The 12,254-nt window shown below is 66.7% G+C and carries 13 protein-coding genes; 9 read left to right on the forward strand and 4 right to left on the reverse strand.

Annotated features, from left to right (window positions below; translation table 11 throughout):
- Nucleotides 1–10: 10 nt before the first annotated feature.
- From FFS52_RS00985 to FFS52_RS01010, 6 genes are read left to right on the forward strand one after another with little or no spacing between them, the layout of a single operon-like run.
- Complete coding sequence (locus FFS52_RS00985) at nt 11–1,009, forward strand: ABC transporter permease (protein ID WP_137808531.1); 999 nt, start codon at nt 11–13, stop codon at nt 1,007–1,009.
- Nucleotides 1,006–2,025, forward strand: a complete 1,020-nt coding sequence (locus FFS52_RS00990; protein ID WP_137808532.1) for an ABC transporter ATP-binding protein — start codon at nt 1,006–1,008, stop codon at nt 2,023–2,025. The genes FFS52_RS00985 and FFS52_RS00990 overlap by 4 nt, the downstream gene beginning before the upstream one ends.
- Nucleotides 2,018–3,094: an oligopeptide/dipeptide ABC transporter ATP-binding protein gene (locus FFS52_RS00995; RefSeq protein ID WP_249356208.1), complete on the forward strand. Its 1,077-nt coding sequence runs from the start codon at nt 2,018–2,020 to the stop codon at nt 3,092–3,094. Before FFS52_RS00990 ends, FFS52_RS00995 begins: the two co-directional genes overlap by 8 nt.
- A 31-nt stretch (nt 3,095–3,125) precedes the next feature.
- Complete coding sequence (locus FFS52_RS01000; protein ID WP_078113209.1) at nt 3,126–3,845, forward strand: sulfite exporter TauE/SafE family protein; 720 nt, start codon at nt 3,126–3,128, stop codon at nt 3,843–3,845.
- 21 nt (nt 3,846–3,866) lie between these two features.
- Nucleotides 3,867–5,219, forward strand: coding sequence for an enolase C-terminal domain-like protein (locus tag FFS52_RS01005; RefSeq protein WP_137808533.1), 1,353 nt, complete (start codon nt 3,867–3,869; stop codon nt 5,217–5,219).
- A gap of 4 nt (nt 5,220–5,223) precedes the next feature.
- Nucleotides 5,224–6,225 carry a 2-hydroxyacid dehydrogenase gene (locus FFS52_RS01010; protein ID WP_137808534.1) on the forward strand — a complete coding sequence of 334 codons (1,002 nt, stop codon included), beginning with the start codon at nt 5,224–5,226 and terminating at the stop codon, nt 6,223–6,225.
- 667 nt (nt 6,226–6,892) lie between these two features.
- On the opposite strand, the gene aqpZ is transcribed toward FFS52_RS01010, so the two are convergent.
- Together aqpZ and FFS52_RS01020 are read right to left on the reverse strand one after the other, a co-directional pair.
- Nucleotides 6,893–7,672 carry an aquaporin Z gene (gene aqpZ, locus FFS52_RS01015; RefSeq protein ID WP_068972549.1) on the reverse strand — a complete coding sequence of 260 codons (780 nt, stop codon included), beginning with the start codon at nt 7,670–7,672 and terminating at the stop codon, nt 6,893–6,895.
- 147 nt (nt 7,673–7,819) lie between these two features.
- Nucleotides 7,820–8,686, reverse strand: coding sequence for an alpha/beta fold hydrolase (locus tag FFS52_RS01020; RefSeq protein WP_068972543.1), 867 nt, complete (start codon nt 8,684–8,686; stop codon nt 7,820–7,822).
- An 84-nt stretch (nt 8,687–8,770) separates the two neighbouring features.
- Here FFS52_RS01020 and FFS52_RS01025 point away from each other — a divergent pair, with 84 nt between their 5' ends.
- Nucleotides 8,771–9,370 (forward strand): TetR/AcrR family transcriptional regulator, encoded by a 600-nt coding sequence (locus FFS52_RS01025; RefSeq protein ID WP_068972542.1) that lies wholly within the window; start codon nt 8,771–8,773, stop codon nt 9,368–9,370.
- 80 nt (nt 9,371–9,450) lie between these two features.
- Here FFS52_RS01025 and FFS52_RS01030 read toward each other — a convergent pair whose 3' ends face one another.
- Nucleotides 9,451–10,218: a pirin family protein gene (locus FFS52_RS01030; protein ID WP_068972548.1), complete on the reverse strand. Its 768-nt coding sequence runs from the start codon at nt 10,216–10,218 to the stop codon at nt 9,451–9,453.
- A gap of 86 nt (nt 10,219–10,304) precedes the next feature.
- Nucleotides 10,305–10,979, reverse strand: a complete 675-nt coding sequence (locus FFS52_RS01035; RefSeq protein WP_065632374.1) for a DUF1345 domain-containing protein — start codon at nt 10,977–10,979, stop codon at nt 10,305–10,307.
- 106 nt (nt 10,980–11,085) lie between these two features.
- Between FFS52_RS01035 and FFS52_RS01040 the strand changes: the two genes are divergently transcribed.
- Nucleotides 11,086–11,379, forward strand: a complete 294-nt coding sequence (locus tag FFS52_RS01040; RefSeq protein WP_065632375.1) for a hypothetical protein — start codon at nt 11,086–11,088, stop codon at nt 11,377–11,379.
- Nucleotides 11,376–12,200, forward strand: a complete 825-nt coding sequence (locus tag FFS52_RS01045) for a hypothetical protein (protein WP_068972541.1) — start codon at nt 11,376–11,378, stop codon at nt 12,198–12,200. The genes FFS52_RS01040 and FFS52_RS01045 overlap by 4 nt, the downstream gene beginning before the upstream one ends.
- Nucleotides 12,201–12,254 lie beyond the last annotated feature (54 nt).

Raw genomic sequence — 12,254 nt, forward strand, 5'->3', positions numbered from 1 at the left:
GTACTGACACATGTCCATCGTCACCGATCCCGTCGACACGACGAGTCCCGTCGCCTCGACCGACATCACCGGCGACTCCGTCGCCGCCAAGAAGGTGCCCGGCGGGCAACTGCCGCTGTGGCGGCTGCTGCTCCGCGACAAGTTCGCGACCGTCGCCGCCGGCATCCTGACCTTCATCCTGCTCACCGCGATCTTCGGTCCGTGGCTGGTCGGGGACGCCGCCACCGACCAGAACCTGGACGAGTCGAACCTCCCGCCGTTCAACCTCGACACGGGCTGGATGAACGTGCTGGGCACCGACCCGCTGGGTCGCAGCATGCTCGCCCGGCTCATCGTCGCCTGCCAGACCACGCTCATGGTCTCCCTGCCCGCGGTGATCATCTCGTGCGTCGTGGGCTCGGCGATCGGCATGTGGGCGGGATACCACCGCGGCTGGCGTGAGACCACCGCGATGCGCATCGCCGACGTCATCATGAGCTTCCCGTCGCTGCTGCTCGCAGTCGTGATCCTGTACGTGTTCTCGCCGAGCGCCGCCAACATCATCGCGGTGCTGGCGATCACCCGGATCCCGATCTACCTACGGACCGCGCGGGCCGAATCCGCCGAGTTGCAGAGTCGCGTGTTCGTGGACGCGGCACGGACCTTCGGTGCGAGCAGCGGTGCGATACTCCGCGGGCACGTCCTGCCGATCCTGCTCCCCACGCTGCTCACCGTGGCCACCCTCGACTTCTGCTACGTGATGCTCGCGGAGTCGTCGCTGTCGTTCCTCGGCATCGGTATCCAGCCGCCCGACGTCAGCTGGGGCCTGATGGTGTCGCAAGGCCGGACCTACCTGCAGACCGCATGGTGGCTGTCGTTCTTCCCGGGCCTGGCGATCGTCATCACGACCGTGTCGGCCACGATGCTGGCCGCGTGGGCGCGCATCGCGACCGACCCCGGTCAGCGGTGGCGACTGACCACCCCGAACGCCCGGAAGCGGTTCTTCTCCTCACGAAAGGCGCTGCGATGAGTGCTCCTGCCCTCGACCGGCCCGACGCCGGCACCGACGATCGGGTCGCACTCGACGTCGTCGACCTGACCGTGGATCTGCGAACGCCTACCGGTACCGTGCGGGCGGTCGACCACGTGTCGTTCCGCGCCCGTCGTGGCGAAACGCTGGCGCTGCTCGGCGAATCCGGGTGTGGCAAGTCGATGACCGCACAGGCGCTCGTCGGGTTGCTCGACCCGATCGCCTCGGTCTCGGACGGATCGATCGTCCTGGACTCCGTCGACCTCGTCTCCGCCTCGGAGTCGAAGCGACGCGAGATGGCCGGCACCGAACTCGCGATCGTGTTCCAGGACGCGCTGACCGCGCTCAATCCGGTGTACCCGGTCGGGACCCAGCTCGCCGAACCGTTCCGCATCCATCGTGGGATGTCGAAGAAGAAGGCCCGTCTCGAGGCGATCGAACTGATGCGGCACGTGGGCATCCCGGAACCGGAGTCACGGGTCGACTCCTACCCGCACCAGTTCTCCGGCGGGATGCGGCAACGTCTGCTGATCGCGATGGCGGTGGCGTTGAGCCCCAAGGTGCTGCTCGCCGACGAACCCACCACCGCGCTCGACGTGACGGTGCAGGCCCAGATCATGGCGCTGCTGGGGCGCCTCCGGGCCGAACACGACATGGCGGTCGTCCTGATCACCCACGACCTCGCGCTCGTCGCCGAGCAGGCCGACCGCGTCGCGATCATGTACGCGGGCAACGTCGTCGAGACCGGGCCGGTGGCCGAGGTCTTCGGCAGTCCGAGGCATCCGTACACCAAAGGACTGCTCGATTCCGTTCCCGTCAGCGCCGAACGCGGGGCCGATCTCAAGTCGATCGGCGGTACGCCGCCCGACCTGCACTCGATCCCCACTGGCTGTGTGTACCAGGCGCGGTGTCCGCTGGCCCGCGCGCGGTGCGTGCAGCAACGGCCGACGCTGACGACCACCGGCACCAACCGGGCCGCGGCCTGCCACTTCTCGGAGGAGATCGACAATGCCTGAGACGACCAGCCTCGCCAAGACGCCCGGCCTCGACAAGGCGCGCGGTGCCGCGGCCCCGCTCGACTCGAGCCGGGTCCTCGAAGTACGCGACGTCGGAAAGACCTTCGCGGTGTCCGGCAAGGGCGGCCGCAAACAACTCCGGGCGCTCGACGGGATCGATCTCGATCTCGGCCGCGGCGAGACACTCGGTCTGGTCGGCGAATCCGGCTGCGGCAAGTCCACTCTCGCCCGAACGCTGATGATGCTCGAGCGGCCCGACACCGGCACCGTCCGCTGGGACGGCACCGACCCCTACCGGCTCAAGGGCAAGGACCTGCTCGCCCTGCGCCGCAAGGTGCAGATGGTCTTTCAGGATCCATATGCCTCGCTGAACAATCGGATGACCGCGGCCGAGATCATCGGCGAGCCGTGGCGTACCCACAAGGACCTGTACCCGCGCAAGCGTGACCGGGCCGCCCGCGTCCGTGAACTGCTGCATCTCGTCGGGTTGCGGCCGAGCGACGAACACCGCAGCCCGCAGGAGTTCTCGGGCGGTCAGCGCCAACGCCTGGGAATCGCCCGTGCGCTCGCGCTCGATCCCGAGGTGATCATCTGCGACGAGCCGGTGTCGGCGCTGGACCTCTCGGTACAGGCGCAGGTGCTGAACCTGCTGAACGAACTCCAGCAGGAGCTCGACATCTCCTACATCTTCATCTCGCACGATCTGTCGGTGGTGCGTCATGTGGCCGACCGGGTCGCGGTGATGTACCTGGGCCGGATCGTCGAAACAGGCAGTACCGAAGCCGTGTTCGACCATCCTGCGCATCCGTACACCGAGGCGCTGATGTCCGCGGCACCGACGCTCGACGCCGACAACCGCCGCGAGCGAATCCTGTTGAGCGGCGAGGTGCCCTCGCCTCTCAATCCGCCGTCGGGCTGCCGGTTCCGGACGCGCTGCGCACACGCCACCGACGTCTGCGCGACCGCGCTGCCGCCGGCCGTCACCGATCGGCAGGAGGCCGGACACATCGCCGAGTGCTATCACCCCCGCGGACGGGTCGGCCTGGGCATGCCCGCCCCGGCGGCGTGAACATGCCCGGCGGTACGAAGGCCGTACTGGCGTGAGCGTCGTGGCATGCGTGACCATCGCGGTGGCCGTGTTCCTCGCGTCCTGCATGCAGGCATCCATCGGTTTCGGGATGGGCATGCTCGCCGCGCCGGTGGTCGCCCTGGTGGCGCCGACACTGCTTCCCGGCATGCTGATCGCTTCGGCGACGACAGTCACGCTGCTGGTGGTGATCCGCGAGCGGGGAAGCCTGGACTTCCGCGGTACCGGGTGGGCTCTGGCCGGTCGGGTCCCCGGGACCGTCGCCGGCGCCCTGCTGCTGGTCTGGTTGCCCACCCGCGGTTTGTCACTGCTGTTGGCGGCGGTCGTGCTCGGCGGTGTCGTGATCGCCTCCGTCGGCTGGCGGCCGGCACCGGTACGCCGCAACCTGGCCACCGCGGGCGCGGCCTCCGGATTGCTCGGCACGGCCACGTCGATCGGCGGCCCCCCGATGGCGCTGGTGTACTCCGGCGAGGAGAACGCGCACGTGCGTAGCAACATGAGTGCGTTCTTCCTCGTCGGCAGCCTGATGTCGATGGCAGCGCTCGCCGCGACCGGCAGCGTGAGCGCCGAGATCCTCTGGGCGTTCCTCGCCCTGACACCGGTCGTCGTCCTCGGCTTCATCGCCTCCCGCGCCGTCAACCGGGTACTCGACCGGGATCGGCTCCGCACCGTGTCGATCACGGTGTCGGCCGTCGGCGCGGCACTGCTCATCGGCCAGCAGATCTTCTTCTGACACTTCTGAAAGGACCTCACCATGACGACAGCCACATCGACGTCCACGACGACTCCGGTGGTCACCGAGATGCGGGTGATCCCCGTCGCGGGACGAGACAGCATGCTGCTCAACCTGTCCGGCGCACACGCCCCGTTCTTCACCCGAAACCTGGTCGTGCTGACCGACTCCGAAGGCAACCAGGGGGTCGGTGAGGTCCCGGGCGGCGAACCGATCCGCACCACGCTCGACGATGCGCGGCCGATCGTCGAAGGACGCGGTATCGGCGAGTACAACGCGGTCCTGCAGGACATCCGGCGCACGTTCGCCGATCGTGACCGTGGTGGCCGCGGGGATCAGACTTTCGATCAACGCATCACGATCCACGCGGTGACCGCCGTCGAATCGGCACTGTTGGATCTCCTCGGCCAGCACCTCCGTGTGCCGGTGACGGCGCTGCTCGGCGAGGGACAGCAGCGTGATCGGGTTGCTGCGCTCGGTTATCTGTTCTTCGTGGGGGATCGCACCAGGACAACGCTGGACTACGCCGACGGTGCCGGCGAGACCGATGACTGGATGCGTTTGCGCCATCAGGAGGCCCTTGATGCCGACGGTGTCGTCGCACTCGCCGAGGCGGCCCAGAAGCGTTACGGCTTCGCCGATTTCAAGCTGAAGGGCGGGGTTCTGTCGCCCGACGAGGAGGCCGACGTCGTCACCGCGCTGGCGGAACGCTTCCCGCCGGCCCGGGTGACGCTTGATCCCAACGGCGGCTGGTTGCTCGAGGAGGCGATTCGGATCGGCGGACGCTTGCGCGATGTCGTCGCCTACGCCGAGGACCCGGTGGGACCGGAGGGCCGGTTCTCCGGCCGTGAGGTGATGGCCGAATTCAAGCGCGCGACCGGGTTGCCTACCGCGACCAACATGATCGCGACCGACTGGCGCGAGCTCGGGCACACGATCCGCACGAATGCGGTCGACATCCCGCTGGCCGACCCACACTTCTGGACCATGGCCGGCTCGGTGCGCGTCGCGCAACTGTGTGATGCCTGGGGGCTCACCTGGGGATCGCACTCCAACAACCACTTCGACGTGTCTCTGGCCATGTTCACGCACGTCGCGGCCGCTGCGCCGGGCGAGATCACCGCGATCGACACGCACTGGATCTGGCAGGACGGACAACGTCTCACCACCGAGCCGTACGAGATCGTCGACGGTCACCTCACGGTTCCCGACCGGCCGGGTCTCGGCGTCGAACTCGACATGGAGCAGGTGGAAGCCGCCCATCAGCTGTACCGCTCCGAAGGGCTCGGGGCGCGGGACGACGCGGTCGGAATGCAATTCCTCATCCCGGACTGGACGTTCGACAGCAAACGACCCGCGCTCGTGCGGAGCTGAGGTCGTGGCCGAAACGCGCGGCGACGATCTGAAAGTCGTGGTGGGTGAACGGAACTTCGTACCGCACCGCGAGTTGTTCGAGAGCCTGTTGCCCGCGAGTGTGGACACGTCCTGGCACGCGGCCTTCGACGAGGCCGCGCTCGTGGCCGATCTGGCCGACGCCGACGTCTACGTGGGCGGTCGGGTGACCCCGGCGATGGCTCGCGCGGGATCCGGTCTGCGGCTGGTGCTGACCGGTGGCGCCGGCACCGACAAGGTCAGTTTCGGTGACCTCGCGGCGAACACCGAGGTGGCCAACACCTTTCACCACGAGGATTCGATCGCCGAGTACATCGCCGCCGCGGTGGTCACGGTGCGCCGAGGTCTCCTCGGCCAGGACGCCGCGCTACGCCAGGGGTTGTGGGCCTCGGCGGTGTACCGCGACGGGGTGGAACAGCCGCGGACTCTGCGTGGCGCGATGATCGGCTACGTGGGTTTCGGCCACATCGGTCGACGAACCGCAGACCTGATGGGTGCCTTCGGCGCGCGGGCCTGTGCGGTGACCGGGTCCGGCCGGGTCGCCGACGACACCGGGCTCGAATGGTACGGCGACACCACTGATCTCGATCGTCTGATGGACGAATCCGATGTCGTGGTGGTCTCCGCGCCGCTGACCGCGAGTACCACCGGGATGATCGACGCCGGCCACCTGCGGCGGCTCGGGCCCGTGGGTGTGCTGGTCAACGTGGGCCGCGGCCCGCTCGTCGTCGAGCAGGATCTGTACGAGTCCCTCCGAGACGGGTTGGTCGGCGGAGCAGCGCTCGACGTCTGGTATCGCTATCCGACGGGCAGCGATCGAGCGGACCCGTCGGGCCTGCCGTTCGGCGAATTGCCCAACGTGCTGATGACCCCGCACATCTCGGGGGTCACCCGTGACACGTTCGTGGGGCGGGTGCGCGACATCACCGACAACATCTCCCGGCTGCACTCGGGGCGAGAGGTCCTGCGGGTGGTCGCGCCGTCCTGATCGCGACGCGCGGCATGCTCCTACTCCGAAAGGAGCGCCTCTCAATGCTTTTCGAGGCGCGCCCGGAGCTTGCGGAGGGACCCCGGTCCCCGGTCCGAAAGATCGACCCACCATTTGCTCCCTAATCCGAAAGAGCCTCAACACCGCTGGTCTGTGGGGTGCAAGCGATGCCCTCCCTCTGCTCCCTGAGGTGCGAGGAGCGCCAGCGACGAGCCACGAAGGGCCTGGTGTGACAGGTTGCGGAGCCCTTCGTGGCTCGCTTCGCTCGCACCTCAGGGAGCAGAGATGGGGACGCTCAAGAGTGTTCTTTCGTAGTCCACGACGGCCGCCAGGCCGCAGGTACTGAGGTGCGAGGAGCGTTAACCGCCGGGCCGAGCAAGCGACGAAGGAGCGCGTCGAGATCGACGAGCCTCGAGGGGTTTGCGACGCATCTCACCATGACCCTTCGTGACGGCCTCCGCAAGCTCCGGCCTCCTCAGGGAGCAGTAGTTGGGCCCGCTCCGAGCACAACGAGTTCTTTCGTGGTCCTCCGTCGGCCGCGAGACCGCGTCCTACTCTGACTGATGAACCCCAACTCGACTGATGGACTTCGATCGAAGTCCATCAGTCGAGTTCGGGTTCACCAGTCGCACGGCATGTCCGTCCTCGATCCGGCCCATCGCCACGATCAAGCGTCGGCGGTCTCGGTCCGTGCCGGTTCGGCTGCTGCGCGCTTCCCGTTCTGGAACAGCAGCGGGTAGAGGAGACCGCCGATCAGTCCGCCGATCAGCGGCGCCAGCCAGAAGGCCCACAACTGACCGGGTGCGCCGTTGCCGTTGAAGAAGGCGACCGCCGTCGAACGCGCCGGGTTGACCGATGTGTTGCTGATCGGGATCGAGATCAGGTGGATGAGCGTGAGGCACAAGCCTATGGCGAGCGGACCGAAGCCCGCGGGAGCGCGTCCGTCGGTCGCGCCGAGGACCACGATGAGGAAAAACGCCGTCAGCAGGATCTCCGCGATGAGGACCGCGGTGAGCGAGTAGTTGCTGGGGGAGTGTTCTCCGAACCCGTTGGCGGCCATATTGCCCTCGGCCTCGAACCCGGGTTGGCCCTTGGCGATGAGGAAGAGCATGAGGCCGGCCAACAGGCCACCCACGACCTGCGCCACCCAAAAGGTGGGCAGCTCTTTCCAGGAGAGCCGGCCGCTGACGGCGGCGCCCAGCGTGATCGCGGGATTGAAGTGTGCGCCGGAGACGTGCCCCACCGCGTAGGCCATCGTCACGACGGTGAGACCGAAAGCCAGAGAGACACCGAGGAACCCGATTCCGACCTGGAAGGTGTCCTGGCCGTCCTCGGACTGGGCGATCTGCTTGGCGGCGTAGATCGCGCTGCCGCATCCGCCGAAGACCAACCAGAATGTTCCGAAGAACTCAGCCGCGAGTCGTGCTGCGGGCGACGGGGAAGGCATGAACGTCCTTTCGCTGGCGACCTGGCCGGCGAGGCGCGCCAAGTGCCTTGCCCTTCGAGTGGCTCACACAGTAGCCGTGCCGCCGGAAACTGGCAGCATTATGGCAAATCGTGTGCAGTTCAACGAAGAAATGGTCGTCGAAGCTCGTCACCGATCGCGGAATCGCGCGGCGATTGCCGCGCTCATCGTCTCGGGAGCGTCTTCGGACACGAAGTGCTTGGCGTCCGGGAGCTCGACGACCTCCAGGTCGGAGAAGGCCGCGCGAATCTTGGGGATGCAGCGTCGCGGCCGGAAAACGATGTCCCTCATCCCCCATACGGCGAGTGCCGGCCTATCGCCCAGACGGAGCGGGACATCCGCGGCCAACTGCTCGAGGAGTGGTCTCGCCGAGCGGATCTCGCCGGGCATGACCAAGAGTCCATATCGGGCGTCGGGACTCGGTTGCACCCGCCGATAGTGCTCGGCCTCCGCGTTGGTCAAGGTCGGCCCGAACCTGCCGAGCAGTACGCCTTCGACGAGCAGATTCTGTTCGAGGATGCACTGTCGCAACGGACGACTGCTCATGACCGCGCTGAACAATCGATTCGGTAGCAGATCGATCGGCCAGAACGCGGTGTTCGCGAGAACGATCCCGCCCACGCGTTCGGCGCGGGGGACTGCCGCACCGAGTCCGATGGGTCCACCCCAGTCGTGACCCACCAGGACGAAGTCGTCCAAGGAGAGGTGGTCGATCAGCTCGCCGAGGACAACCGTCAGCTCGGCGATGGTGTAGCCGAACCCGTCGGGGCGACTGGACAGCCCGAAGCCGGGGAGGTCCAGGGCGACGCAGCGAAAACGATCGCGCAGCCCGGTCACGATGTGCCGGTAGAGGAAGCTCCAGGTGGGGGAGCCGTGACACATCAGGACAGGTCGCCCGACGCCTTCGTCGATGTAATGAAGCCGTCCGACCGACGATTCGAACCATCGTGACTCGAAGGGATACAGTGTTGGGTCGGGTACGAAATCGATTTCCACTGGCGTCTCCGTCCACCGCGATGCATCGGGCTCTACACATGTAGAGACTACGGGACGATCCGCTACATCTGTAGTATCTCGCGCATGTCTGCGGATTCGACCAGTGGAGGCGGGCGTCGGGATGTCATCGCCGATGCCGGCATCCGAATCATCGCCCGCGACGGTGTCCGCGCACTCACCCATCGGGCTGTCGATCGGGAGGCGCGGTTGCCGCTGGGGTCGACCTCCTACCATGCGAGGACCCGGATCGCGCTGATCGAGCTCATCGTCGACGCACTGGCGGCCCGCACCCGGATCGACACCGAGGCATTGGTGATGACAGATGAAGGGGTCGACCACGACGGACGGGTTCCGGTCGACGAACTGGCCGGATCGCTGTCGGAATTGGTCGACACCCTCGCTGCCAGACACGACGACATGCGCGCCCGTTACGCGCTCATCCTCGAACTCGACGATCTGCCCGCCATTCGCCAAAGGTTGACGGGTCGGTCCGACGTCGAGGACGTGGCACGACTGGTGGCGACGCGTTCGCTCGCCGGTGCCGGCCTGCCGAATTCGGGCGTCGAGGTCGAAGATCTACTCGCGATCACGGATTCACTGGTGTTCTACCGCACCGCCATCAACCCGGCAGTCGACATCCGGCGCATTCTGGACCAGTACCTCCGGGGCGCCATCGTCGGGTGACCTCGCATTCGCAGTCGCCGTCATCGCCGGTTGACGAATGTTGGGCTTCCTTTCCGCGTCCAGTTCGGCCCGACGGGTGGTCAGAGGTCACGGTTGAACGTCGTGTGCATCTCCCAGAACAGGATCTCGGCCTCGGACGTCGCGGTGACACCGACCGCGCCCTCATCGATGGTGCGCAGCGCGTCGCCCTCGACGAGTCGGATGCCGTCGTCCAGCTCGACACCGCCTCGCGCAACGTAGAGATGTCCGTACGGTGCCGGGGGAAGGGCGACCGACTGTCCGGAACCGATCCGGGCCACGTGCAGTGCCGCGAACGGGTTGCCGATCGAGATCGCATCTGTGCCCGCGTGTTCGGGCCTGCCGGAGACCACCGTGACCAGCCCGCCGGTCGCGAGATCGGCGCTGAAGTCGCGTTCGGCGTAGCCGGGTTCACCTCCACCGTGCTCGGGCGCCACCCACATCTGCACGACGCGCAGGTCCCGGTTCTCGCTGCGCCGTGACGCATTCGCCTCGGTATGGGTGATCCCGCGGCCCGCGCTCATCCGCTGCGCGACGCCCGGCGTGATCGTGCCGGTGTTGCCGAACGAATCACGATGAGCGACAGCACCTTCGAGTACCCACGTGATGATTTCGGCATCCCGGTGGAAGTGGGCGTCGAAACCTTCACCGGCGTCGACGCGATCGTCGTTGTGCACCAGCAGGACTCCGTGGGCGTTCGCCGCGAGATCGAAGTTGCCCGTGACGGGGAAGGACTGGCGGGAATCGAGCCACCCGCTCCGGAAGATGTGCCGCTCGGTACCCGGAATGACCTGCCGCGACGGCACGGTCCTGATAGATGGCTCGCTCATCGTGACTCCGATCTGGTCCTCCGGACCCCGCCGGCACAACCGTCACGTCGCCGACCCTATTCCGGTGTGCGATCGTGCCGCGGTCGTCAATCGAGAAGGTTGACCGCGTTGGCCACCACCAGGCTGAGGATGACGATCGACAACAGCGACTGCGACGCCATCGCCAGCTTCGCACGACGCGACAGCGGCATCACGTCGGTGGGGCTGAAGGCAGTCGCGTTGGTCAGGGCCAGATAGAGGTAGTCGAAGAACACGGGACGCCATCCCGGCGGTGCCAGTCGGGGCTCGAGGTGTTGCGGAAAGGCGAGGTCCGGGTATGCGGCCGGACGCAGGTGCCGGTTCACCGGACCGCCGCCGTCGAGCTCCCAGTAGAGGAATGCGAACGCGATGACGGTCTGCAGCCAGACGAGAGCCCCGGCGACCAGCAACTGGTTCGCCGCCGCGGTCTGCGGATCTCCGTGCAGCAGATCCCACACGAGCCGCGCCGCGGCCCACGCCGCACCTGCGGCGATGGCGACGACCAGCCCCACGGAGAGGCTGCGGACCCACCGGCCGGGCCGGTCGATGCGACCGGGGTCGACCACGATCAGTGTCAGCAGGACCAGCCCCTCGATCGCGGGTAGCAGCCAAGCGGTACCGGCGGCGTAACGCGCGGGCAAGAGGAACGGGATCGCCATCGCGACCAGTACGAACGCCGATGCGGTCCAACGCTGCTCAGCTCGGGGCAGGTTCTGCGCGGGAACGTGGTCGTCGTCGTTCATCTGGCGGCCTCCGGTCGGGGGAGCCGACACGTTCCGCCAACATCGTTGACTCAGCGGGCCCGGCCGGTACTGTGTTCTTCATCACATAGGCAGGAAGGGATGTGCCATGATACCGACCGAGATAAAGGAGCTGCATCGGAGTATAGGTGCGCTACGGCATCACATGACCACGCTGCAGACGCAGTACGGCGATGTAGACGCGGTTCGGCGAATGTCCAACGATCTGGATCGGCTGGAGATCGACCTTCACGACTTCGAGCACGCACCGCCACCGCTGCTGCAGACGAAAGTCGGACGAGACCAGGTTATCTATGTGCCTGACTGCAAGTCGGACGAGTCGGCCTGGCTGGGTGCGCAGGACGAAGGGCTGGGCTTTCATTCGCGTGAGCGCACGAAGTGAGCGCCCCCGCGACTGAGCGGGACACAGTCGGGGTCTTCTCTCCGGGCCGCGCGCGAATCCTGGCCCGAACTCTCCGCCAGGACAGGTGGTGGCTGTCGCCGCTGCTGACAGTCGTGGGTCTCGCGGCCTTCGTCATCTACGCGACGATCCGGTCCTTCGTGCGCACCGCCTATTACGCCGCGGACTATCACTACCTCTCGCCGTTCTATTCGCCGTGCCTCAGCGAGTCGTGCGTGCCCGGGGCGAGTCATTTCGGTACCCCCTTCCCCGAACTCCCGATGTGGATTCCGCTGGCATTCCTCTCGCTGCCGTTCCTGCTCGGGTTCCGACTGACCTGCTACTACTACCGCAAGGCCTATTACCGGTCGGTCTGGCTGTCGCCGCCTGCCTGCGCCGTCGCCGAACCCCACAGTCGTTACACCGGCGAGACGCGACTACCGCTCATCATCCAGAATTCGCACCGGTACTTTTTCTACGCGGCCGTGGTCATCTCGGTGATCAACACCTACGACGCGATCGTCGCCTTCCACGGTGAAGGCGGCGGTTTCGGCTTCGGGCTGGGCAACGTGATCCTCGTCGTCAACGTGCTCCTGCTCTGGACCTACACGGTGTCGTGCCACTCGTGTCGCCACGTGACCGGCGGCCGGCTCAAGCACTTCTCGAAACATCCGGTGCGGTACTGGGTCTGGAGTCAGGTGTCCAAGCTCAACACCCGGCACATGCAATTCGCCTGGATCACGCTCGGCACGTTGGTGCTCACCGACTTCTACATCATGCTGGTCGCCAGCAACACCATCTCGGACCTGAGGTTCGTGGGTTGACCGATTGACAACACAACGCCTGTGGTGCAGCCGTTCTCAACGTTGGGAGTCCCG

Source organism: Gordonia sp. ALPHA1B1 (genome assembly GCF_005502615.1).
Classification (GTDB): Bacteria; Actinomycetota; Actinomycetes; order Mycobacteriales; family Mycobacteriaceae; genus Gordonia; species Gordonia hongkongensis.